The organism is Streptomyces mangrovi, assembly GCF_900114215.1.
Classification (GTDB): domain Bacteria; phylum Actinomycetota; class Actinomycetes; order Streptomycetales; family Streptomycetaceae; genus Streptomyces; species Streptomyces barkulensis.
The window spans coordinates 558,784-580,648 of sequence record NZ_FOSG01000001.1; the positions used below are offsets into that span (position 1 = coordinate 558,784).

At 74.3% G+C, this 21,865-nt stretch carries 22 protein-coding genes; 16 read left to right on the plus strand and 6 right to left on the minus strand.

All coding sequences use genetic code 11. The annotated features are described in order from the left end of the window. Window positions 1–97: 97 nt before the first annotated feature. From BM237_RS02495 to BM237_RS02505, 3 genes are read right to left on the minus strand one after another with little or no spacing between them, the layout of a single operon-like run. A complete protein-coding gene (locus BM237_RS02495) occupies window positions 98–2,434 on the minus strand; it encodes an ABC transporter permease (RefSeq protein WP_093847200.1) in 2,337 nt (778 codons plus the stop codon). 6 nt (window positions 2,435–2,440) lie between these two features. Then, window positions 2,441–3,256 carry an ABC transporter ATP-binding protein gene (locus BM237_RS02500; protein ID WP_093847202.1) on the minus strand — a complete coding sequence of 272 codons (816 nt, stop codon included), beginning with the start codon at window positions 3,254–3,256 and terminating at the stop codon, window positions 2,441–2,443. Next, the gene (locus BM237_RS02505; RefSeq protein WP_093847204.1) at window positions 3,253–3,759 is read right to left on the minus strand and encodes a PadR family transcriptional regulator; all 507 of its coding nucleotides are present in this window, start codon (window positions 3,757–3,759) and stop codon (window positions 3,253–3,255) included. The genes BM237_RS02500 and BM237_RS02505 overlap by 4 nt, the downstream gene beginning before the upstream one ends. 196 nt (window positions 3,760–3,955) lie before the next feature. Here BM237_RS02505 and BM237_RS02510 point away from each other — a divergent pair, with 196 nt between their 5' ends. The 5 genes from BM237_RS02510 (at window position 3,956) to BM237_RS02530 (ending at window position 11,052) form a co-directional block, all read left to right on the plus strand. Beyond that, a complete protein-coding gene (locus BM237_RS02510; protein WP_093847206.1) occupies window positions 3,956–5,254 on the plus strand; it encodes an ABC transporter substrate-binding protein in 1,299 nt (432 codons plus the stop codon). Between the two features lie 248 nt (window positions 5,255–5,502). Then, window positions 5,503–7,203: a glycoside hydrolase family 13 protein gene (locus tag BM237_RS02515; protein ID WP_093847208.1), complete on the plus strand. Its 1,701-nt coding sequence runs from the start codon at window positions 5,503–5,505 to the stop codon at window positions 7,201–7,203. Window positions 7,204–7,302: 99 nt separating this feature from the next. After that, a complete protein-coding gene (locus BM237_RS02520; RefSeq protein ID WP_093847210.1) occupies window positions 7,303–8,646 on the plus strand; it encodes an ABC transporter substrate-binding protein in 1,344 nt (447 codons plus the stop codon). Between the two features lie 13 nt (window positions 8,647–8,659). Continuing rightward, the gene (locus BM237_RS02525; RefSeq protein ID WP_093847212.1) at window positions 8,660–10,072 is read left to right on the plus strand and encodes an ABC transporter permease; all 1,413 of its coding nucleotides are present in this window, start codon (window positions 8,660–8,662) and stop codon (window positions 10,070–10,072) included. After that, window positions 10,069–11,052 (plus strand): carbohydrate ABC transporter permease, encoded by a 984-nt coding sequence (locus BM237_RS02530; RefSeq protein WP_093847214.1) that lies wholly within the window; start codon window positions 10,069–10,071, stop codon window positions 11,050–11,052. Before BM237_RS02525 ends, BM237_RS02530 begins: the two co-directional genes overlap by 4 nt. 137 nt (window positions 11,053–11,189) lie before the next feature. Here BM237_RS02530 and dtd read toward each other — a convergent pair whose 3' ends face one another. Further along, window positions 11,190–11,615, minus strand: a complete 426-nt coding sequence (gene dtd / locus BM237_RS02535; protein ID WP_093847423.1) for a D-aminoacyl-tRNA deacylase — start codon at window positions 11,613–11,615, stop codon at window positions 11,190–11,192. A gap of 189 nt (window positions 11,616–11,804) precedes the next feature. Between dtd and BM237_RS02540 the strand changes: the two genes are divergently transcribed. From BM237_RS02540 to BM237_RS02565, 7 genes are all read left to right on the plus strand, one after another. Then, a complete protein-coding gene (locus BM237_RS02540; RefSeq protein ID WP_093847216.1) occupies window positions 11,805–12,497 on the plus strand; it encodes an RsiG family protein in 693 nt (230 codons plus the stop codon). A 43-nt stretch (window positions 12,498–12,540) separates the two neighbouring features. Next, window positions 12,541–13,572 (plus strand): asparaginase, encoded by a 1,032-nt coding sequence (locus tag BM237_RS02545; protein ID WP_093847218.1) that lies wholly within the window; start codon window positions 12,541–12,543, stop codon window positions 13,570–13,572. Between the two features lie 24 nt (window positions 13,573–13,596). Further along, the gene (locus tag BM237_RS02550; RefSeq protein ID WP_093847220.1) at window positions 13,597–14,856 is read left to right on the plus strand and encodes a GNAT family N-acetyltransferase; all 1,260 of its coding nucleotides are present in this window, start codon (window positions 13,597–13,599) and stop codon (window positions 14,854–14,856) included. Between the two features lie 203 nt (window positions 14,857–15,059). Next, entirely contained in the window at window positions 15,060–15,185 is a 126-nt protein-coding gene (locus tag BM237_RS30210; protein WP_281253878.1) for a hypothetical protein, read from the plus strand. Between the two features lie 82 nt (window positions 15,186–15,267). Beyond that, window positions 15,268–16,548: a PP2C family protein-serine/threonine phosphatase gene (locus tag BM237_RS02555; RefSeq protein ID WP_093847222.1), complete on the plus strand. Its 1,281-nt coding sequence runs from the start codon at window positions 15,268–15,270 to the stop codon at window positions 16,546–16,548. A gap of 126 nt (window positions 16,549–16,674) precedes the next feature. Continuing rightward, window positions 16,675–17,094 carry an ankyrin repeat domain-containing protein gene (locus BM237_RS02560; protein ID WP_093847224.1) on the plus strand — a complete coding sequence of 140 codons (420 nt, stop codon included), beginning with the start codon at window positions 16,675–16,677 and terminating at the stop codon, window positions 17,092–17,094. Between the two features lie 563 nt (window positions 17,095–17,657). Continuing rightward, window positions 17,658–17,900 (plus strand): hypothetical protein, encoded by a 243-nt coding sequence (locus tag BM237_RS02565; protein ID WP_245793359.1) that lies wholly within the window; start codon window positions 17,658–17,660, stop codon window positions 17,898–17,900. A 33-nt stretch (window positions 17,901–17,933) separates the two neighbouring features. Here BM237_RS02565 and BM237_RS02570 read toward each other — a convergent pair whose 3' ends face one another. Continuing rightward, complete coding sequence (locus tag BM237_RS02570) at window positions 17,934–18,152, minus strand: glycine zipper domain-containing protein (protein ID WP_093847226.1); 219 nt, start codon at window positions 18,150–18,152, stop codon at window positions 17,934–17,936. Between the two features lie 101 nt (window positions 18,153–18,253). On the opposite strand from BM237_RS02570, the gene BM237_RS02575 reads away from it, so the two are divergent. After that, window positions 18,254–18,478, plus strand: coding sequence for a hypothetical protein (locus BM237_RS02575; RefSeq protein WP_245793360.1), 225 nt, complete (start codon window positions 18,254–18,256; stop codon window positions 18,476–18,478). A gap of 43 nt (window positions 18,479–18,521) precedes the next feature. On the opposite strand, the gene BM237_RS02580 is transcribed toward BM237_RS02575, so the two are convergent. Next, a complete protein-coding gene (locus tag BM237_RS02580; RefSeq protein ID WP_093847228.1) occupies window positions 18,522–19,055 on the minus strand; it encodes a hypothetical protein in 534 nt (177 codons plus the stop codon). 146 nt (window positions 19,056–19,201) lie between these two features. Here BM237_RS02580 and BM237_RS02585 point away from each other — a divergent pair, with 146 nt between their 5' ends. From BM237_RS02585 to BM237_RS02595, 3 genes are all read left to right on the plus strand, one after another. After that, entirely contained in the window at window positions 19,202–20,233 is a 1,032-nt protein-coding gene (locus BM237_RS02585; protein ID WP_093847230.1) for a sulfotransferase family protein, read from the plus strand. A gap of 317 nt (window positions 20,234–20,550) precedes the next feature. Continuing rightward, window positions 20,551–21,381: a DUF3152 domain-containing protein gene (locus BM237_RS02590; protein ID WP_093847232.1), complete on the plus strand. Its 831-nt coding sequence runs from the start codon at window positions 20,551–20,553 to the stop codon at window positions 21,379–21,381. A gap of 65 nt (window positions 21,382–21,446) precedes the next feature. Further along, complete coding sequence (locus tag BM237_RS02595; RefSeq protein WP_093847234.1) at window positions 21,447–21,857, plus strand: VOC family protein; 411 nt, start codon at window positions 21,447–21,449, stop codon at window positions 21,855–21,857. Window positions 21,858–21,865 lie beyond the last annotated feature (8 nt).

The following is a 21,865-nucleotide window of genomic DNA, read 5'->3' on the forward strand; positions in this document are numbered from 1 at the left end:
CTGACAGCAGTCCCTTCCTCCGGGTTCTCCCCGTTCCGCCCCCGCGGAGCGGGGAGAACCCGTTTCCGGCTCCGGGCCGGGCCGGCCGGCCGGCCGGTCAGAGGGTCTCGCTGAGGGTGTCGGCGATGCGGCGGCGGGAGGCGCGGGCGGCGGGGACGGCCGAGACCGCGACCGCGCCCGACACGGCCGCGGCGGCCACCAGCAGCAGGACGCCGGGGTGCGGGTACTGGGCTATGCCCGCGCCGATGCCGCTGGAGCGGCCCTGCGCGTCGATCAGCCACCGTCCGGCGGCGGCCCCCAGCACGGTGCCGGCCAGGGCGGCGGCCAGGGCGGTGAAGGCGGTGGAGACGGTGATCACGCCCGCTATCTGGCGTGGGGTCAGGCCGATGGCCTTCAGTGCGAGCAGGTCGCGTCCCCGGTCGCGGACGCGGGCGCCGAGGACGGTGGACAGTTCGGTGAGCCCTATCAGGGCGAGGACGGCGATCAGTCCGGCGAGGACGCCGCGCACGCCGACCAGTTCGTCGGCGGGGTTGGCCGGTTCGCGGACCTCCAGGCGTCCGCCGGAGGAGGCGGCCAGTTCGGCGCCGACCTCCCCGGCGTCGGCGCCGTCGCGCAGGACGAGGTGGTGGACGTCGGGCGCGGCCGGACCCGGGCCGTCGCCCAGATCGAGGTTGTCCAGGGAGGTGGAGATCACCCGGCCGCCGTCCTCGGGTTCGATGGAGCGGCCGGTGATGTGGAGGATCTGCGGGCGGCCCTGGACGGTCATGCGCACCCAGTCGCCGACGCGTACGTCCAGCAGGTCGAGCAGCCCCTGCCCGGCGACGGCCTCGTCCGGGCCGTCGGGGAGGCGGCCCTCGGCGAGGGCGAAGGGGTAGGGGTCGGCGTCGGTGCCCAGGCCGCGCAGGGTGATGGTGGCGGTCTGGCCGGGGACGAGGGCCTCGACCTCGGTGCCGGGGTGGACGGCGGTGACGTCGGGGTGTGCGGCCAGCAGCCGCCCGGTGCGGGCGCGGTGGTCGGCCTCGGAGCCGTCCGGGGAGCCGTCGCGCACGGTGAGGGCGGCGGGCAGGCCGACCTCCTCCGGGTGCTCGTGGAAGCGGTCCACGGTGGCCCAGGCGCCCAGCGCGGCGGTGATCATCGCCAGCGGCACGGCCAGGCGTCCGACGGCGGCCAGCGAGCGGGCCCGGCCGGGGAACGCGCCGCGCCAGCCCAGGACGAGGGCGGGGGGTGCGTCCCGGCCCAGGGCGCGCCGCTCGGGCAGGGTCAGCGGGCCCAGTCCGCGCGGCACGGCCGTACGCGCCACCGGTACGGGCGGCACCCGGCCGGCGCGCCAGGCGGCCAGCGAGGTGGCGGTGGCGATGAAGAGGACGGAGGCGCCGGTGGTGGCCAGCACCGTCCAGGTGTGGCCGGGCAGTTGCCGCCACACGTCCACCGCCTCGCCGATGCGGCCGGGGATGCGCGCGCCCAGCAGTTCGGTGCCGGCCGCTCCGCCGGCGACACCGAGGAGGGCGAAGCCCAGGTGCTGGACGAGGAAGACGCGGACGACCTGGGCGGGGGTGAAGCCGATGGCCTTCAGCACGGAGATGTCGCGCAGATGCCCGTGGACGCGGGTGCTGATCGCCCCGGCGACCGCCAGGGCGGCGGCCAGCAGCGCGCCGAGTCCGAAGAGGGCCAGGAGCAGGCCGAGCAGCCGCCCCTCGCCCGCGGCGTCGGCGCGGGCCTGCTGCCAGCGGGTGACCTGCGAGACCTGGTCGGCGCCGAGGGCGGTGACGGCGCGCTGGACCATGAAGTCGGTGTCCCCGGGGTCGGTCAGGCGCAGTCCGACGGTCTGCCCGGTGCGCTCGGGGTCGGGCTGGATCGCCTCCAGGGCCTTTCTCGGCAGCCAGCCGACGCCGGGGGTGTCGCCGGGGGCGTAGCGGGGCTCGGCGGTATCGGCGACGCCCGTGACGCGCAGCGTGTGCTCGCTGCCGCGCGCCCCCCGTGCGGTGAGGGTGTCGCCGGGTTCGGCCCACAGTGCGCGGGCGAGGGAGCCCTCCAGGACGATCTCGTCGGCGGCGCCGGCCGCCGGCCAGCGGCCGGCGGTGACCAGCGGGCGTCCCACCTCGGGCGGTTCGGGCCCGGTGGCGCGCAGCTCCGCGGTCGCCCGCGCGCCGCCCAGTTCCACGGTGGTGCGGGCGGTGCGGAAGGGTCCGGACAGGCCCGCGACGCCCTCCAGGTCGCGCAGTTCCTCGGGCTCGGCGCCGTCGCGGGTGTGGATCCACACGTGCGCGCCCTCGGACTGGGTGAAGACCCGCTGCCAGGGGTCGGCCGTGTAGGAGAACAGCGCGCCGGCGAGCAGCAGGGAGGCGACGATCCCGGCCGTGGCCAGGACGGTGAACAGCGCCTCGCCGCGGTGCGCCCGCAGGTCGGCGTGGGCCCAGCGCAGGGTGGCGCGCACGTCGTCTCAGTCCTTCAGTTCCAGTACGCCGGCCACGCCCTTGCCGCGCCGCCGCACACCCGGGCCGTCCGCGCCCAGGGCGGCGTCGTCGGCTATTCGGCCGTCGAAGAAGCTGATGACGCGGTCGGCGGCGCTGGCCATCCGGGCGTCGTGGGTGACCAGCACGATGGTCTGGCCGCGGCCGTGGAATCGGGAGAGCAGGCGCAGCACCTCGCGGGTGCCGCGGCTGTCGAGGCTGCCGGCGGGCTCGTCGGCCAGCAGCAGGTCGGGGTGGTTGACCAGGGCGCGGGCCAGGGCGACGCGCTGCTGCTCGCCGCCGGACAGCTCGCCGGGCATGCTGCGCTCCTTGCCCTCCAGGCCGAGTTCGGCCAGGAGTTCGGCGCGGTCGGCGCGGGCCCCCTTCGGGCTGCCGCCGGCCAGCAGGGCGGGCAGTTCGACGTTGTCGGCGACGGTGAGGTTGGAGACGAGGTTGAAGAACTGGAAGACGATGCCGATGCGGCGGCGGCGCAGCACCGCCCACTGGGACTCGCCGTAGGAGTCCAGGCAGGTGCCGTCGAACCAGATGCTGCCGGCGTCCGGCCTCTGGAGTCCGCCGAGCAGGTGGAGCAGGGTGGACTTGCCCGCGCCGGAGGGGCCGGTGACGGCGACGAACTCGCCGCGCGAGACGGTCAGGTCCACGCCCCGTACCGCTCTGGCCGGGGCTCCCTCGCCGTGGTGGGTCTTGACCAGGCCCTCGGCCCGCAGGAGAGGGGGCGCCTTCGCCGGTGCGGCGGGGGCCTGGCCGGCGGGGCCCTGGCCGGCGGGTGCCCGGTAACGGCTCATTCCAACTCCTCCTGACAGCGTTCCAGCCAGTCGAGGTCGGCCTGGAGGTGCAGCATCGCGCCCTCGATCAGCAGTTGCGCCACCCGGTTGTCCCGGTCCTCGGCCGCGGCGAGCCGGGACAGCTCGCGCATGGTGTTGAGGTACTGGCGGCGCTGCTTGTTGATCAGTGCGATCTGGTCGGCCAGGCCGGTCTGCGGGGCGATCGCGAGCTTCATGAAGAACTCGTCGCGCACCCGGGGTTCGTCGGTCGGTTCCTCGAACCACGCCCGCACCGCCTCGCGCCCCGCGTCGGTGAGCCGGTAGATCCGCTTGTTGGGCCGGGCGGACTGCTCGACGTCCTCCCCCTCGATCAGACCCGACTTCTCCAGCCTGCCCAGCGTGACGTAGATCTGCCCGACGTTCGGCTGAGGGTACGCGGCGCCCAGCAGCTTCTCAAGGGCCTGCTTGAGCTCGTATCCGTGGGCGGGACCGGCCGCGAGGAGGGCCAGGAGCGGCAGACGCACGCGCGCACTCCTCCTCCCCGTCCCGTGCCGGGCCGGTGCCGGGCCGGCGGCCCCTTCCGGGCGGCGGCGGCCCGGTCGGCGGTGCGTCGGCTGTCTGTCGGTCGGCGTCTAGTATCGCCCATGCCCAACGGGTATATATGGGCGTCCGGTGCTCGACGGTGAGGCCGCGCACGACCGGTGCGCTGGGGAGGGACCTATGCGGTGGACGCGGGCCGCGGGGAGGGGGCTCCTGGCCGCCGCCGTGGTGCTGGCGGGTTATGCCGGGCTGGGCTCGCCGGCCGCCGGTCCGGTCGCGCACGCCGGGGGGCGCGGCCCCGTCACCCTGGTCACCGCGGGCGATCTGACCGACTACCTCGACCCGGTGCTGGAGGACTGGAACCGCGCGCACCCGGGCGAGGAGGCGACCCTGGTGGAGTTGCCGGACTCCGCCGACGAGACCCGCGCCCAGATGGTCACCGGCCTGCGCTCGGGCAGCTCCCGCTTCGACGTGCTCAACATCGACGTGGCCTGGACCTCGGAGTTCGCGGCGGCCGGCTGGATCGCCCCGGTGGACCCCGGCCGCTTCCCGCTGGACGCCTTCCTGCCGCCGGTGGTGGACACCGCCACCTTCGGCGGGCGGCTGTACGCGGTGCCGTACGTGACCAACGCCGGGCTGCTGTACTACCGCTCGGACGTGCTGGCGAAGGAGGGCGAGCGTCCGCCGCGCACCTGGGCCGAGCTGGAGCGGCTGGCGAGCGAGGTCGCCCCCCGGCACGGACTGGACGGCTACGCGGGCCAGTTCCTGCCGTACGAGGGGCTGACGGCCAACGCCACCGAGGCGGTGCGCTCGGCGGGCGGCTCGCTCCTGGGCGACGAGGGCGCGACGGTGACCGCCGACTCCGGGGCGACCGTGGAGGGGCTGGCCTTCCTGGCCGACGGGGTGCGCGAGGGCTGGATCCCGAAGGAGTCGCTGACCTGGAAGGAGGAGGAGTCCCGGCAGGCCTTCCAGAACGGGCGGCTGCTCTTCCTGCGCAACTGGCCGTATGTGTACGCGCTGGCCGGCGGCGAGGGGTCGAAGGTGGCCGGGAGGTTCGGGGCGGTGCCGCTGCCCGGCCCGGACGGTCCGGGCGTCAGCGTGCTGGGCGGCTCCAACCTGGCGGTCAGCTCCCTGTCCCGGCACCCGGAGACGGCGGCCGACCTGATCGCGTACCTGACCGGTGAGCAGGTGCAGCGCCGGGTGCTCACCGAGGGGGCGCTGCCCCCGGTGCGGGCGTCGCTGTACTCCGATCCGGAGCTGGTGCGCGCCTTCCCCCATCTGCCGGCCCTGCGCAAGAGCGTGCTGGCGGCCGAGCCGCGCCCCAAGAGCCCGCGCTACGACCAGGTGAGCCTGGTGGTGCAGGCGGTGGTGCACGACGCGATGGCGGGGCGGCAGACCCCGCGGCAGGCGGTCGCGCGGCTGGCGCGCGAGCTGCGGTCCCTCGCGCGCGCGGGTGCCGGGCCTTCCCGCGAGGACTGATCGGCTCGCGGGCTACGCGCCCCTCTCAGCCACTCACCTTCTACATACATGTTAAGTAGCTGCACTCCCTTCTGAGCACTTCTGGACACCCCTTGCCTTGCCCGGACATACCAGGGCATACGAGGGCGGCTTCTCGACCACTCGTTGACACCTCGATGACACCCGTACATAACATGCATGCATAACAGCGGCTCACGAACAGCGGCTCCGAAGCATGTGCTCCGCGAGCAGGAACGGGATCACGAGGGATGCTCACAGCCACGACCGACCACGGCGTCTCACCCCGCATCGCGCGGCCCGCTTCCTCCCCCGGCGCGTCCCGGAACTGGTGGCGGGACGCGGTGGTCTACCAGGTCTACGTCCGCAGCTTCCTGGACAGCACCGGCGACGGCATCGGCGACCTGGCCGGCGTCCGCGCCGGACTGCCGTACCTGCGGAAACTGGGCGTGGACGGCATCTGGCTCAGCCCCGTCTACCCCTCCCCCCAGCACGACCACGGCTACGACGTCGCCGACTACCTCGACGTGGACCCGGTCTACGGCGACCTGGAGGAGTTCGACCGCCTCGTGGCCGCCGCCCACCGCCTGGGCCTGAAGGTCGTCCTCGACATCGTCCCCAACCACTGCTCCAGCGAGCACCCCTGGTTCCGCGCCGCGCTGGCCGAGGGGCCGGGAGGCCCGCACCGCGCCCTCTTCCACTTCGCCGACGGCCGCGGCGCGGAGGGCGAGATGCCGCCCAACAACTGGCGGGCGATGTTCGGCGGCCCGGCCTGGTCGCGCGTCACCGAGCCGGGCGGCGAGCCCGGTCAGTGGTATCTGCACCTGTTCACGCCCGAGCAGCCCGACCTCAACTGGCGCGACCCCGCCGTCGCCGAGCACTTCGACCACGTGCTGCGGTTCTGGCTGGACCGGGGCGTGGACGGCTTCCGCGTCGACGTCGCCGCCGGGCTGTTCAAGCACCCCGAACTGCCCGACTCCCCCGACCCGGAGGCCGACGAGCGCACCCGCGACTCGGTCAACCCGCTGGCCTGGAACCAGCCCGAGGTGCACGGCGTGTGGCGCCGCTGGCGCGCGCTGTGCGACGAGTACGCCGAGCGCGACGGCCTCGACCGGCTGCTGGTGGGCGAGGTGTCGGTGCCCACCGCCCGCGAGCACGCGAAGTACGTACGGCCCGACGAGCTGCACCAGGCGTTCTTCTTCCACCTGCTGGGCGCGCCCTGGGACGCGGACACCTTCCGCGGGGTCATCGAGGAGGCGCTGCGGGACATCGCGGGCACCGGCTCCACCGTCACCTGGGTGCTCAACAACCACGACCAGGTCAGGACCGTCACCCGCTACGCGGGCGAGGGAAGCGGGCCGGGCAACCCCGGCCTGGGCGCCGCACGTGCCCGCGCCGCCGCGCTGCTGATGCTGGCGCTGCCCGGCGCCGCCTACGTCTACCAGGGCGAGGAGCTGGGCCTGCCCGAGGTGGTGGACCTGCCCGACGAGGTGCTCACCGACCCCATCTTCCGCCGCACCGGAAGCCGCAGCCGCATCCGCGACGGCTGCCGCGTACCGCTGCCGTGGTCGGGCCACGCCTCGCCCTTCGGCTTCAGTTCGGGCGCGGAGGAGGCCCGCCCGTGGCTGCCGCAGCCCGAGTGGTTCGCCGAGCACGCCACCGACCGGGCGCTGGCCGACACCCGCTCGTTCTGGCACCTGTACCGCGACGGCCTCCAGCTGCGGCGCGATCTGCCCCAGCTCGGCGAGGGGACGCTGCGCTGGCTGGAGGCGCCACCGGAGGTCCTGGCCTTCGAACGCGGCGACGGGCTGGTCTGCGCGGTCAACTTCGGCACCTCCCCCGTGCCCGCCCCGGTGCCCGGCACCCCGCTGCTGGCCAGCGGCCAGTGCCCGGACGGGACGCTCCCCGGCTCCACCGCCGCCTGGTGGGTCACCGATCCCGCACCCCGCTGACCTCCACCTCCCGGAACCCCGGACCTCACCGACTTCACCGAACTCCCCACACCATCCACCCTCCGGCCCCCGGGCCGGCCGACCCCGAGAGGGACAGCCATGAACACAGGCAGCACCACCAGACGCACCGCGACCGCCGGCGCGGCGGCGCTCGTCCTCGCCCTGACCGCCTCCGCCTGCGGCGGCGGCGACACCGCCGAGGGCGGCGACAAGGGCGGCCAGGAGCTGAAGGGCGAGACGGTCACGGTCGCCGGGGTGTGGACCGGCATCGAGCAGAAGAACTTCCAGAAGGTGATGGACGCCTTCACCGAGAAGACCGGCGCCGAGATGAAGTTCGTCTCCACCGGCGACAACGTCTCAACGGTCGTCGGCTCCAAGATCCAGGGCGGCAACGCGCCGGACGTGGTGATGGTCCCGCAGGTCGGCGTGCTCGAGCAGTTCGCCGAGAAGGGCTGGCTCAAGCCGCTGTCGAAGACCGCCGACGACCGCGCGCGCGACTACTTCGCCCCGGTGTGGAAGGAGTACGGCACGATCGACGACGTCTTCTACGGCCTGTACTTCAAGGCGTCCAACAAGTCGACCGTCTGGTACGGCCCCGAGGCCTTCGAGCAGGCCGGCGTCACCCCGCCCGAGGACTACGACGGGATGCTGGAGGCCGGCCGGACCCTCTCCGACTCCGGTGTGGCCGCCTTCTCCGTGGCGGGCGAGGCGGGCTGGCCGCTCACCGACTGGTTCGAGAACGTCTACCTCTCCCAGGCGGGCCCGGAGATGTACGACAAGCTCGCCGCGCACGAGATCCCCTGGACCGACCCGTCCGTCGTCAAGGCCCTGACCACCCTCGGTGAACTCTTCGGCGACAAGGAGCTGGTGGAGGGCGGCGGCGCGGGCGCGCTGCGCACGGACTTCCCCGAGTCCGTCGAGAAGGTCTTCGGCGACGACCCCAAGGCGGGCATGGTCTACGAGGGCGACTTCGTCGCGGGCCTGATCAGCGGGCAGTTCGGCAAGAAGGTCGGCGAGGAGGCCAAGTTCTTCCCCTTCCCGGCCGTGGACGGCGGCGAGCCGCCGGTGGTCGGCGGCGGGGACGCGGCGGTCGTCCTCAAGGACGGGGAGAACTCCGACGCCGGGATGAAGTTCGTGGAGTTCCTGGCCACCCCGGAGGCCGCCGAGGTGTGGGCCGGGGCCGGCGGCTTCATCTCCCCCAACGAGGCCCTGAACCTGGACGCCTACCAGGACGAGACCACCCGGCAGATCGCCCAGTCCCTGGTGGAGGCCGGTGACGGCGTGCGGTTCGACATGTCCGACCAGGCCCCGGCCGCCTTCGGCGGCACCCAGGGCGCCGGCGAGTGGAAGCTCCTCCAGGACTTCCTGCGCGACCCCTCCGACCCGGAGGGCACCGCGAAGAAGCTGGAGGCCGCCGCGGCCAAGGCCTGGAAGAAGAGCTGAGGCGAAAGCACCGATGTCCGCCGAAGCATCCGCCGTGCCGCCCGCGAAAGCGGGCGGCGCCCCGGCCGGCGCCTCCCCCTCGCGGGGGGCGCCCGCCCGGGGCGACGACCCCCGCAGGCGCGCGGCGCGCCGCCGCAGGCTCGTCGCCGCCGCCTTCCTGCTGCCCGCGCTGCTGCTGCTCGGCGCGCTGGTCGCCTACCCGATCCTGTTCTCCATCGGCCGCAGTCTCTTCGACGCCTCCGGCACCCGTTTCGTCGGCGCGGACAACTACGTCGAGATGTTCAGCGACCCGACCACGCTCAAGGCCGTCCGCAACACCGCGATCTGGGTCGTGGTCGCCCCGGCCCTGCTGACCGGCCTGGGCCTGATCCTGGCCGTGCTCACCGAGAAGGTGCGCTGGGCCACCGCGTTCAAGCTGCTGATGTTCATGCCGATGGCGATCTCCTTCCTCGCCGCCGGGATCATCTTCCGCATCACCTACGAGCAGGACCCCGACCGCGGCGTCCTCAACGCCGTCGCCGTCGGCGTCCACGACGTCTTCGCCGACCGCCCCGCCTACCCCGGCGCCCGGGGCAGGGAGGATTCCGGCGAGACCCCGCTGGCCAAGGGCGAGGACGGCTCCTACGGCACCGCCGCGGACCTGGCGCCCGGCCGCACCGTCTCGCTCGGCGTCGTCGGCGTGCCCCCCAAGGAGGTGCCCTCCGACGCGGAACCCGCCACCGCGCCCGAAGGCACCTCCGGTGCCGGGGACGGATCGCTCGCCGGCACCGTCTACCTGGACTTCACCCCCGGCGGGGGCGGCGAGCCGGGCCGGATCGACTCCGGCGAGCGCGGCCTGCCCGGCATGACCGTCCAGGCGGTGCGCGACGGAAAGGCGGTGGGCGAGACCACCACCGCCGCCGACGGCTCGTTCCGCATCACCGGCCTGGACGGCGGCTCGTACGCCCTGCGGCTGCCGGCGTCCAACTTCGCCGAGCCCTACGGCGGGATCTCCTGGCTCGGTCCCGCCCTGGTCACCCCGGCGATCATCGGCGCCTACCTGTGGATCTGGACCGGCTTCTCGATGGTGCTGATCGGCGCCGGACTGGCCGCGATGCCCCGGGACGTGCTGGAGGCCGCGCGGATGGACGGCGCGAACGAGTGGCAGATCTTCCGCAGGATCACCGTGCCGCTGCTCGCGCCCGTGCTGACCGTGGTCTTCGTGACGCTGGTGATCAATGTGATGAAGGTCTTCGACCTCGTCTACATCATCGCCCCGGGCCCGGTGCTCCAGGACGCCAACGTGCTGGCCATGCAGATGTGGCTGGTGTCCTTCGGCGGCGGCAACAACCAGGGACTGGGCAGCGCCATCGGCGTCCTGCTGCTGCTCCTGGTGGTCCCGGCCATGGTCTTCAACATCCGACGTTTCCGCAGGAGCCAGTCATGACCCACGGCACCGTCGACGGCCCGGCCGGGGAGCCCGCCGGGAAGGGAGCGGCCGCACAGGCTCCGGCTCCCGCGGCTGCGGCGGCAGCCGCGGGAGCCGGGCACCACCCCCCGGGCGCAGGGCGGACGCGGCGGCCCGCCGGCGCGCGGATCGGCTCCTTGCTGGGCAAGACCGCGGTCCAGGTCTTCCTCGTCGTCACCGCGCTGGTGTGGATCACCCCCGCGCTGGGGCTGTTCCTGTCCTCGCTGCGGTCGGAGGAGGCCAACTCCGCCAGCGGCTGGTGGACGGCGCTGACCGAGCCGGGCCAGCTGTCGATCGACAACTACACGGCCCTGCTGGCGGATTCCGGCATCACCCAGGCGTTCTGGAACACCGTGCTGATCTCGGTGCCCACCACCGTCGCCGTGGTGGTGGTCGCCGCACTGGCCGGATACGCCTTCGCCTGGCTGGAGTTCCCCGGCCGCGACTGGATCTTCCTGGTGGTCGTCGGACTGCTGGTGGTGCCGGTCCAGGTCGGTCTGCTGCCGGTGGCGAAGATGCTGGGCGCGGTCGGGCTGTTCGGCACGATCCCCGGTGTGGTCCTCTTCCACGTCGCCTACGGGCTGCCGTTCGCGGTCTTCCTGCTGCGCAACTACTTCGCGGAGATCCCGCGGGAGATGCTGGAGGCCGCGCGGATGGACGGCGGCGGGGAGTGGCGGATCTTCATCCGGCTCGTCCTGCCCGTGGGCAGGCCCGCGATCGCGAGCCTGGCCATCTTCCAGTTCCTGTGGGTGTGGAACGACATGCTGGTGGCGCTGATCTTCGCCGACAGCGACTCGCAGCCGCTGACCGTCGCGCTCCAGTCGGAGATGCGGCAGTTCGGCAGCAACATCGAGATCCTCGCGCCCGGCGCCTTCCTGTCGCTGGCCGTTCCGCTCGTGGTGTTCTTCGCCTTCCAGAAGCACTTCGTGCAGGGCGTCATGGCGGGGTCGGTGAAGTGACCGCAGGAGACGGGGGTGTGAGCGGGGGGTGGGAGCGGGGGGTGTGAGCGGTCCCTGCCGCCGTTACGGGGGGCGGCAGGGGCCGGGCGCCTGTCCCGCGGGCCCGTGCGGACCGAGCGGACCCGCGGGACAGGCCCTCAGACCTCCAGCAGCACCGTGAACGGGCCGTCGTTGGTGAGCGAGACCTCCATCTTCGCCCCGAAGCGGCCCGTCTCCACCCGCGCGCCCAGCGCCCGCAGCCTGGCGCAGACCTCCTCGACCAAGGGCTCGGCCACCGGGCCGGGGGCGGCGGCCTGCCAGGTGGGGCGGCGTCCCTTGCGCGCGTCGCCGTAGAGGGTGAACTGGCTGACGACCAGCAGGGGGGCGCCGGTGTCCGAGCAGGACCTCTCGTCCTCCAGGATCCGCAGCCCCCACAGTTTGCGCGCGAGCCGGTCGGCCTTCTCGGGGGTGTCGTCGTGGGTCACCCCGACCAGCACGCACAGCCCCTCCCCGGTGATCTCGCCGACGCTCTCCCCCGCGACGACGACCTTCGCGCCACTGACCCTCTGCACCACAGCTCGCATGCCGACCATCATGCCGCCCCGGTCGTGCGCCCGCCGACCGCCGCCGGACGGGTGGCCCGGACTGCACGCAGGGTGCCCGCGGTGGCACGATGCGTGCAGCACGGTGCCGCGGTGGCCTGCGGCGTATCCGTGACGGGCCGTGGCACCTCGTTGTGGTCCACGGCGAAGGGGATGAGGGGCACACAGAAGATGAGTACTGCCGGAACCGGGCGGACACCCGGAGCCGTACCGGCGGCCCGCGAGGCCGCGTCCACGACCGATTCCACGACCGCGTCCACGACCGGCTCAGCCGCCCCGGCGTGCGCCGCGAAGACCCCTCCGGCGGAAGCGGGGGCCGACGCCGGTGGCGCCACCGGCGCGGACGGCGCGCCCCCGGCGGTCCCGCACGACGCCGAGCCTCCCGAACTGACCGGTCTGCGCCTGCCCCAGCTGCGCGAGCTGCGCCGCCAGGCACAGCAGGAGGAGGCCGACCTCAGCTACGTGCGGCGGCTGATCCAGGGCCGCGTCGACATCCTCCGCGCCGAACTGGCCCGCCGCAGCGCCGCGGACGTCCCCCTGATCGACCGGCTGGCGGAAATCCTCGCCGACGCTCCCCCGCCCGGCCGGGGGCCCGCGCGCTCGGCCCGCCATGTGACGCTGCGCACCCCGCGCAGCGAGGAGTACCGGCGGCTGGCCGAGGAGGTGCTCGCCGAGGTCGAACTGTCCGACCTCGGCGCCCGCACCGACGCCGAACTGCACGCCGCCATGGCGCGGCTGGACGGGCACGAGCACCGGATCTCCCGGCGCCGCCGGGCGCTCCAGCGGACGGCGAACGGGTGCAGCGCCGAGATCGCGCGCAGGTACCGTGAGGGCGAAGCACACGTGGACGACCTGCTGCCCTGACCCCGGGGGCGGTCGTCCCCCCTACACCCAGGGAAGGCCGCCCATGTCCGCCAGCACCACCCCGCCAGCGAACGTCCCCGCCACCGCTCCCGCTCCCGGCGAGCGGCCCGGACCGCTCGCCGGACCGCCCTCCGCGCAACTCCCGGTCCTCGCCGAGGTCGTGCGCTCGGGGTTCACCGAGGGAAACCACCGCGGTTCGGTGGTGGTGCTCGGGCCGGACGGCGGCGTGGAGTGGTCGCTGGGCGAGGTGGCCGCGCCGGTCTACCCCCGCTCGTCCAACAAGCCGATGCAGGCGGCGGCCGTGCTGCACGCCGGCCTGGAGCTGTCGGGCGAGCGGCTGGCGCTGGCCGCCGCCAGCCACTCCGGCGAGCCCTTCCACCTGGAGCTGGTGCGCACCATGCTCGCCGAGCACGGGCTGACCGAGGACGACCTGGGCTGCCCGCCCGACCTGCCGCTGGACCGCGAGGAGGCCGACCGGTTCCTGGCTGCGGGCTCGCGCCCCTCCCGCACCGCCATGAACTGCTCGGGCAAGCACACCGCCATGCTCGCCGCCTGCCGGGTCAGCGGCTGGTCCGGCGCCGACTACCTCGACCCCGGCCACCCCCTCCAGACGCTGGTGCGCGAGCGGATCGAGGCGGCGGCGGGCGAGCCGGTCGCGCACACCGGCACCGACGGCTGCGGCGCCCCGCTGATGGCGATCTCCCTCACCGGCCTGGCCCGCGCCTTCCGCTCCTTCGTGCTGGCCGAACCGGGCACCCCCGAGCGCCGGGTCGCCGACGCCATGCGGGCCCACCCCGAGTACGTGGCGGGCACCCGGCGCGAGGACACCCGCCTGATGCGCGGCGTGCCGGGCGCGCTGGCGAAGGTGGGCGCCGAGGCGGTACAGGCGGTGGCCCTGCCCGACGGCCGGGCGCTGGCGATCAAGATCGACGACGGCGGGCTGCGGGCGCTCGGCCCGGTCCTGGCCCGGACGCTGGCGCGGATGGGCGTGGAGTCCCCGGCACTGGCGGAGATGGGCGACGCCCCGCTGCTGGGCGGGGGGCGGCGGGTGGGTGAAATCCGCGCGACGTTCTGAGACGGCGGCCATAACGTAACGGCCATGGACTCGAACGCCCCTGACATCCGCACCATCACCGAGGACGAGTACCCGGGCTGGCTGCGCGCCCTTCGAGCGGGTTTCCTGCACTCCGCGGAGCTCACCGCCGAGGAGCTCGCCGCCCGGCGCGGCGCGATCGAACTCGACCGCACCCGGGGGGCGTTCGAGGACGACCGCTGCGTCGCCACCTTCCGCACGCTGCCGCAGCGGCTGACCGTTCCCGGTGGCGCGGCGGTGGACTCCCTGGCCGTCACCAACGTCTCCGTCCTGCCCACCCACCGCCGCCGCGGGCTGCTGACGCGGATGATGCGCGACGCGCTGGCCGACGGCAGGGAGCGCGGGGACGTCTGCTCCACGCTGGACTCCGCCGAGTACCCGATCTACGGCCGCTACGGCTACGGCCCGGCCACCTGGTCGACCGACTGGACCGTGGACGCCGCCCGCGCCGGGCTGGACCCGCGCTGGTCGCGCCCGCGGGAGGAGGGCGCCCGGATCGATCTGGTGGAGCCCGCCCGGGCGCGCGTCCTGGGCGCCGCGCTGCACGAGCGGGTGCGCGCGCTGCCCGACCGGCAGGGCATGACCGACCGCACCGAGCGCTGGTGGAAGCTGAACACCGGCGCGATCGACTGGCCCGGCAGCGGCTTCACCCAGGCCTCCCACGCCGTGTACCGCGACGCCGCGGGCCAGGTGCGAGGGCTGCTGACGTACACCGCCGACGACCACTGGGAGAACAAGGCGCCGCGCCTGAACGCCCACGTCCGCGATCTGATCGCCGCCGACACGGCCGCCGAACGGGCCCTGTGGCACTTCCTGCTCTCCATGGACTGGGTCGCCACCGTCCACTGCCGCCGGCTCGCCCCCGACTGCCTGATGCCCCGGCTGCTGCCGAACCCGCGCGCCGCCCGGATCACCTCCCACGCCGACTTCCTGTGGCTGCGCCCGCTGGACGTCCCCGCGCTGCTCCGGGCCCGTACGTACCCGGTCTCCGGCACGCTGGTGCTGGCTCTGGAGGACCCGATGGGCATCGCCGGGGGGCGCTTCCTGCTGGACGCCTCCCCCGAGGGCGCCATCTGCGCCCCCACCACGCGCTCGGCCGATCTCTCGATGGGAGTGGGCGCGCTGAGCTCGATGTACCTGGGGGACGAGTCCGCCTCGCGGCTGCGGGAGCTGGGGCAGCTCGACGAGGAGCGCCCGGGCGCGGCCGTCCTGGCGGACGCCCTGCTGCGCACGGGCCGCAGGCCCTGGGCGCCGGACGTCTTCTGACGCCCACCGGGCGCGGTCCCGGGGCGCGGTCCCGAAGCGCGGTCCCGGGTCCCGGTCCCACCCCTCCGCCGCACCGGATCCCGCGCGGGGTGTGGAGACGCTGTGGAACCCGCCACACGTTCTCCCATGATCGAGTACGGTCGTGCCTCGCCGCTCCGGTGCGGCACACACCCGCCCAGGCGGTGCACAATTACACAAAAGATATGCTCAACGGCCGAATCGACCCTCTCCGTACCGGGCGGGCCGCCCACCCGCCCGCGATATGCCCGGCCGGGAGGCGGCTGCGGCGTTTCGTCGGCGGGCTGCTGACCCCGCGGGCCGCGCGGTAGTGTTCGAGACGGACAGGGAGTGCGTGCCACCATGACGAAGAGGTCCCCGGCTCCGGCCGGCGCCGCGCAGAGGGGAGGGGCCATGAGCGAGGTGAGCGGCGGCATCGACTACGCCGCCCTGTTCGACGCCGTCCCCACTCCCCTGTCGGTACTGGACCGGGACCTCGTCTTCGTGGAGGCCAACCAGGCCTATCTGGAGATCACCGGGCGCACCCGCGGCGAACTGATCGGCCGCCACCTGTTCGACGCCTTCCCCGCCGACCCGGACGACCCGGACGACCCGGACGCCGACGGCCCCGGGAACCTGCTGGCCTCGTTCCGGCGCGTACTGGAGACGGGCAAGCCGGACACCATGGTCCTCCAGCGTTACGACATCCCCCGCCCCGGCGCCGAGGGCGGGTACGAGGAGCGGTACTGGAGCCCGGTCAACACCCCCGTCCTCGGCGAGGACGGCTCGGTGCTCCTGATCGTCAACCGCGTCGAGGACGCCACGGCGTACGTGCGTGACAGTCTCGCCCACCCCACCAGCCTGACCGGCGCCGGCACCGGCGACGGCCTGCGGGCGGTCGGCGGGAAGGTCGCCGAGGCCGAGCTGTACGCCCGCGCGCGGGAACTGTACGAGCACAACGAGCGACTGCGGCAGGCGCACGCCCGCGAGCACGAGGTGGCCCTCACCCTGCAGAAGGCCATGCTGCCGACGCACATGCCGCTGGAGCGCCGCAACGCGGCCGTGCGCTACCGGCCCGCCCAGGGCTCGCTGAACGTGTGCGGCGACTGGTACGACATGATCAACCTCAGCGAGGACCGCTTCGCCGTGGCCGTGGGCGACGTCGTCGGCCGGGGCCTGGAGGCCGCCAGCGTGATGGGGCAGCTGCGCAGCGCCCTCAGCGCCGCCATGCGGGTCGCCGACGGCCCCGCGCAGGCGCTGTACGGCCTGGACCTGTACGCGCGCTCCCTCGACGGCGCGCTGGCCACCACCGCCGTCAAGCTCGACATCGACACCCACACGCACACGCTCACCTACAGCAGCGCCGGCCACCTGCCCCCCATGCTGTGCCACCCCGACGGGCTCACCGAGCTGCTGGACCAGGCCACCGACGTGCCCCTGGCCGCCCGGAGCAGGCCCTCGCACCGGCCGCAGGCGATCACCACCTATGTGCCGGGCTCGACCCTCATCCTCTACACCGACGGGCTGGTCGAGCGCCGCGAGGAGTCCATCGACGTCGGGCTGAAGCGGCTGTCGGAGAGCCTGGCCCGGCACCGCGACCTGGGCCCGGAGGAGATCGCCGACAACCTCCTGGAGGACCTCGGCATGAACCGGGGCACCGCCGACGACGCGGCCCTGGTCGTCATCAAGCTCTGAACGGCCGGCCCCCCGGCGGTGCGGGCGCCGGCGGGAGCGCGGCGGCAACGGACGGAAAGCGGGCATACGTAATCTGAACATGATCGGCCGCCGTGGCGGCGAGACGGTACGACGAGGAGGCACCCGATGTCCGACGCCCCGACCCCCGAGACCTCCCAGCCCGCGCACGACCCGGAGGTGCTCCAGCTCGCGGCCAAGGTCTTCGACCTCGCCCGGGAGGGCGACACGGACACCCTCGCGGCGTACGTGGACGCGGGCGTACCGGCCAACCTGACCAACGACAAGGGCGACTCGATCCTGATGCTCGCCGCCTACTACGGCCGCACTCCCACCGTGCGGGCCCTGCTGGAGCGCGGCGCCGACCCCAACCGGGTCAACGACCGCGGCCAGACGCCCATCGGGGGCGCGGTCTTCAAGGACCAGGAGGAGATGGTGCGGCTGCTGCTGGAGGCCGGCGCCGATCCGGCCGCGGGCAACCCGTCGGCCGTCGACACGGCGCGGATGTTCGGCCGTCACGAGCTGCTGAAGCTGCTCGGCGCAGAGTGAGCCGCGCGGAACGAGCCGCGCGGAACGGCCGGCCGGGACCTCTGCCCCGGCCGGCCGTTCCGCGCGTCCCGCCCCCTCGCACCGGGTACGGCGGCTCCTGCCGCGCCCGCCGCAGGGACGCGCCCACCGGGCGGGAGACCGGCTTGAGGCCGACTCCGCGGTCGCGGCCGGGTGACGCGCTCCGCCGTCACCATCCGTTCTTCTTCCCGACGCGCATGTGGGGTCACGGTGAAAAACCCATCGCCACCGGCGTCGGGCAGCGACTATCTGGATACAGAAAGTGATAGTCGCCCGTCAGAGGGCATCGACGGATCACGGAGCGCGATGGAATCCCGAACTCAGTACTTCTCGGCGGCCTTCGCCGACGGCAAGGACGCCCGTGGTCGCGCCCGCGCCGCGACGGACGCGGGCACGGCGGAGGTCCCTCCGGGCCTGAACGGCGGGAGGTCCCGGTGGTCGCCGGCACCCGTACGCACCCCAGGCGTACCGGACTTCGGGCCGGCCGTACCGCCGGACGATCCGCCCGGGAGGGCCGTGGCGGCGCCGCGGGCGCGGGAGGCGCGGTGAACGTGGACAGGCGGGAGGGGCTGCCCGCGATCACGGTCGGTTCGGTGGCACGGGACCTGCGGGACGGGCGGGTCGGCGACGTGATGGACGTCCGCCCCGGGCGGGTGTGGCTGCGCCCCCTCGGCGGCGGGCGGGAGTGGGACGCGAAGCCGGACGACATCCGGCCGCTCACCGCGCACGAGCAGCTCAGGGCGCGCCTCGCCGCCGCCAACGCCCGCAGCCGCCGCGCCCTGCCGTGACCGGACCGGACCCGCCGTCACCGCGGGGAGGTGCTAGCGCTCGCCCCGGGAGCCGCCGGGAGGCTCCCGGCGGCCGCGCCGGGCCGATCCGAGGGCGATGCCCAGTGCCATGCCCACACCGATCCCGAGGGCGATGTTGTCGAACACCGTCAGGCCCAGGGCGACCCCGATCGCCGTCCCGACGGAGATGCCCACCGCGACATCGCCGTTCCCCGACCCGCTCCCGCCGTTCTTCCCTTTTCTCTCCGTCATGGTCACACCCTCCCATCCGCCCGTCCTCCCCGGCGAGCGGATGGGCGGCCCGCGCAGGTCACCGCGGCTTCACTGTCACAGGCCGGGCCCAGACTCAGGGCATGAGCACACACCGGCAGGAAGACCCCCTGGAGCAGGACCCCGTGACCGTCGGCATGCGCTTCGCCGAGATCGTCACCGGCACGGTGATCAGTGAGGAACCTCCGCACCCGGACTCGCCGCTGGGCCGCGTCACGGCCTTCACCGCCGAGCACGGCGGCGACGCCCTCACCCCGGAACACATCCGCGCGGCCGTCGAGGGACGGCCGCTGCCGCCGCCCGCCTGACGGCCCCGGCCGTACGGACCGCGAAGTTCCCGCCGCGGCCGGGTCAGCCGGAGAGGAGCTCACCCACGAGGTTCCACAGCCGTTCGCCCCATCTGGCCCACCAGGGCAGCTTCCACCTGCCGAACGCGACGGCCGCCGCGTACCCGACGGCGGCGTCCACCGCCTCCGCCCCGGCACCGTCGCGCCACTCGGCCGGCGCCGGGCGGCCGTCCGAGCGGAAGTGGCCCAGGGGCCGGTCGTCCCGGGCGAGGCTGGACCGCCCGCGGGGGCGGCGGCGCGGCGTCAGGCGGTAGTCGACTCCCCGGTGGACGACACGAACCCCGTACCAGCGGAGCGGACCCCGGCCCGGCCCCGGGGACAGGACGGCGGGTTCTCCGCCGACGGTCATGGCGAGACGGCGGCGACGGGTACCGACGGGTACCCGTCCGTTCCCCCTCGTCCCCCCGGTGCGGCGGATGGTGACGGTGGGGATCCCCGCCCCCTCGACCCGCACACTCCCCGCACCGGGGTACAGCGTCACGCCGACCGTCCCGAAACGGGGGTCGTCGACGAGGCAGGTGGCGCTGACGCGGGCCATGCGGTGATCCTGCCACGCCCGTTCTGGCCGGAAGTCGCCCTGCCGCGCGCCCTGGCCGGGTCCGTACGCTGCGGAGTGGAGATCACCGGCCGGCGCCGAAGCCGTGGCCGGGCCGGGCACGGGACCGAGGGCAGTGGGGTGGGGACATGGGCGCGCGGCCGCTGACGTTCGTGGTGGGCACGGGGCGGAGCGGTTCGACCGCGCTGTCGCGCGTGCTGAACCTGCACCGGGACGTCCTCAGCCTCAACGAGCTGCTGGCCTCGGTCGGACCCGAGGGGATGCCCGAAGGGACCCTGGAGGGAACGGAGTTCTGGGATCTCCTGGCCGAGCCCAACCCGACGTTCGACAGGATGGTCCGCAGCGGCGCGCCCATTCCGGAGTTCCTCTACCCGCGCCGTCCCGGGCGCTTCTCGGCCGACACCACCGGCATCCCCCGGCTGTCCATGATGGTGCTGCCGCATCTCACCGACGACCCCGACGGCCTGCTGGACGAGCTCGCCCCGCAGGTCCGCGCCTGGCCGCGCCGCCCGGTCGAGGAGCAGTACCGGGAGCTGTTCGGGCTGCTGTGCGCCCGGTTCGGACGGCGGGCGGTGGTGGAGCGTTCGGGCTTCTCGGTGCGGTGGGTGCCCCGGCTGCGGGCGGGCTTCCCGGAGGCGAGGTTCGTCCACCTCCACCGCGGCGGCCCCGACTGCGCGCTGTCGATGAGCCGGCACACCGGCTTTCGGATGATCGCGATGCTGGAGGAGATGTACGCGCTGCTGGGCCTGGAGTTCGGCGACGAGCTGACGCCCGAGCACGCCCGCGAGCTCCCGCCGGACCTGGCGGGGCTCCTGCGGGATCCGTTCGACCCCCGGCTGGTGTTCGACCGGGTGGTGCCGGTGGCCCGGTTCGGGGAGCTGTGGTCGCGACTGGTGACCGAATGCCTGGAGCATCTGGCCCGGGTACCGGAGGCGGCCCGGACGAGCCTGTCGTACGAGGACCTGCTGGACGCACCGGAGCGGGAGCTGTCGCGGCTGGCCGGGTTCGTGGGCGTCGAGCCCGACCGGGAGTGGCTGGCGGCGGGCCGGGCGATGCTCGACGCGGGCAGGCGCGGGGCCTCGCTGCGGCTGCCGCCGGAGGAGCTGGAGGCGCTGCGGAAGGCCTGCGAGCCGGGGGAGCGGGCGCTCGCCACGGTGTGACGCAGGAGGCGGCGCGGAGTGCGTCGCGTGGCCCGCCCCGGAGAGCGGCGGCGGTCGTTGGTCCCACCACCGGTCTGTCGTACGGCGGTGTTACGGTGATCTTCGACCGCCCCCCACGAGTCGCAGACCGCGCGTTCGGCACGTTCGCGCACGCCGAACCACGGGGGGAGTGCATCTTGAGCCGCCGCCGCAACGACCGGCGCACCGGCACCGCTCGCCGCGGTGCCGCCGGCCGGGGACGTCAGGACGGCCGGAGCAGCCGAGGCAGCCGGGCCGGTCGGGCCGGCCGGAACAACCGCCGCCGAAGGCGCCCGCACATGAGGGTGCTGGCCTCCGCGGCGACCGTCGGGGCCTTCGCCCTGGGCGGGTTACTCGTCGCCCAGCAGGACTCCGCGGAGTCCCGGACCATGGCCACACCGCGGGACACGGACGAGCTGAGGGCCTCCGAGGAGGCGGTGTTCGTGCCGCCGTCGCCGTCGCCGTCCCCCTCCGTCCCGGCCTCGGCCTCCGCGTCGCCGTCCCCCTCGCCGTCACCCTCCACGCGTGAGCCGGCCGAGCCGGCCGAGCCGTCGGCGATCCCGGTCCCCGCGACCGGGCCGGGCACCTTCACCACCGCCCGGGCCTCCGGTGAGGCCGTCGGACAGGGCACCATCCGTACCTACCGGGTGCAGGTGGAGGACGGCATCGAGCTCTCCGCCCGGCAGGCCGCGCGGGAGATCGCCGCGATCCTCGCCCATCCGCGCGGCTGGACGGGCGACGGTGTCAACGGCTTCCGCCTCGTGGCCGACGGGCCCGCCGACTTCACCGTCAAGATCGCCACCCCCGGCACCGCCGACGCCATCTGCGGAGCCGCCGGTCTCAACACCCGCGGCGAGCTGAACTGCGCCGTCGGCCCCACCGTGGTGGTCAACCTCAAGCGCTGGGTGCTGGGTTCGCCGCAGTTCGCCGGACCCGTCACCGAGTACCGGGCGCTGATCGTCAACCACGAGGTCGGCCACCGCATCGGCCACGGCCACGAGACCTGCCCGGGTCCCGGGCGGCCCGCACCCGCGATGATGCAGCAGATCAAGGGGCTCAAGGGCTGTGTCGCCAACGCCTGGCCCTACGACACCGACGGCACCTACCTGGGCGGCCCTTCCGTACCCTGAGCCGCCCCGCAGCCGGACCGGACCGGACCGGCCGCGCTGTCGGTGGGAACGGCTACGGTCCGGCCATGACTTCCCAGCACAGCCAGAGCCCGTTCTCCGCACTCGGCCGTCTGACCGTCCTCGTCGAGGATCCGGACGACGCCCTGGCGTTCTACCGCGATGTCCTCGGAATGCGCGTGCTGTACGACCGGACGGCGGGCGGCTACCGGTACCTGCATCTGGGCGTCCCCGGGCAGGAGGGGACCGGTCTGTGGCTGATGCCCGCCACCGGCGAGGAGGAGCGCCGGCTGATCGGGCGGCAGACCGGCGGGCAGCCGCTGCTCGTCCTCCACACCGACGACCTGGGCGCGGTCGCCGCCCGTCTGCGCGAGCACGGCGTACGGATGTGGGATCTGCGGGAGGGCGCGGACGGCGGGTCGCTGCACTTCGCCGACCTGTACGGGAACGTGATCGTCGCGGCGCGGACACCCGGCTGACGTTCCTG

Coding starts and splice junctions, on each gene's coding strand:
- BM237_RS02555 (WP_093847222.1), top strand. CDS start 15,268: ATGAGCGAGGTGAGCGGCGGCATCGACTACGCCGCCCTGTTCGACGCC.
- BM237_RS02540 (WP_093847216.1), top strand. CDS start 11,805: ATGAGTACTGCCGGAACCGGGCGGACACCCGGAGCCGTACCGGCGGCC.
- BM237_RS02575 (WP_245793360.1), top strand. CDS start 18,254: ATGAGCACACACCGGCAGGAAGACCCCCTGGAGCAGGACCCCGTGACC.
- BM237_RS02595 (WP_093847234.1), top strand. CDS start 21,447: ATGACTTCCCAGCACAGCCAGAGCCCGTTCTCCGCACTCGGCCGTCTG.
- BM237_RS02510 (WP_093847206.1), top strand. CDS start 3,956: ATGCGGTGGACGCGGGCCGCGGGGAGGGGGCTCCTGGCCGCCGCCGTG.
- BM237_RS02500 (WP_093847202.1), bottom strand. CDS start 3,256: ATGAGCCGTTACCGGGCACCCGCCGGCCAGGGCCCCGCCGGCCAGGCC.
- BM237_RS02550 (WP_093847220.1), top strand. CDS start 13,597: ATGGACTCGAACGCCCCTGACATCCGCACCATCACCGAGGACGAGTAC.
- BM237_RS02580 (WP_093847228.1), bottom strand. CDS start 19,055: ATGGCCCGCGTCAGCGCCACCTGCCTCGTCGACGACCCCCGTTTCGGG.
- BM237_RS02585 (WP_093847230.1), top strand. CDS start 19,202: ATGGGCGCGCGGCCGCTGACGTTCGTGGTGGGCACGGGGCGGAGCGGT.
- BM237_RS02545 (WP_093847218.1), top strand. CDS start 12,541: ATGTCCGCCAGCACCACCCCGCCAGCGAACGTCCCCGCCACCGCTCCC.
- BM237_RS02530 (WP_093847214.1), top strand. CDS start 10,069: ATGACCCACGGCACCGTCGACGGCCCGGCCGGGGAGCCCGCCGGGAAG.
- BM237_RS02515 (WP_093847208.1), top strand. CDS start 5,503: ATGCTCACAGCCACGACCGACCACGGCGTCTCACCCCGCATCGCGCGG.
- BM237_RS02520 (WP_093847210.1), top strand. CDS start 7,303: ATGAACACAGGCAGCACCACCAGACGCACCGCGACCGCCGGCGCGGCG.
- BM237_RS02560 (WP_093847224.1), top strand. CDS start 16,675: ATGTCCGACGCCCCGACCCCCGAGACCTCCCAGCCCGCGCACGACCCG.
- BM237_RS30210 (WP_281253878.1), top strand. CDS start 15,060: ATGCTCAACGGCCGAATCGACCCTCTCCGTACCGGGCGGGCCGCCCAC.
- BM237_RS02570 (WP_093847226.1), bottom strand. CDS start 18,152: ATGACGGAGAGAAAAGGGAAGAACGGCGGGAGCGGGTCGGGGAACGGC.
- dtd (WP_093847423.1), bottom strand. CDS start 11,615: ATGCGAGCTGTGGTGCAGAGGGTCAGTGGCGCGAAGGTCGTCGTCGCG.
- BM237_RS02525 (WP_093847212.1), top strand. CDS start 8,660: ATGTCCGCCGAAGCATCCGCCGTGCCGCCCGCGAAAGCGGGCGGCGCC.
- BM237_RS02590 (WP_093847232.1), top strand. CDS start 20,551: ATGAGGGTGCTGGCCTCCGCGGCGACCGTCGGGGCCTTCGCCCTGGGC.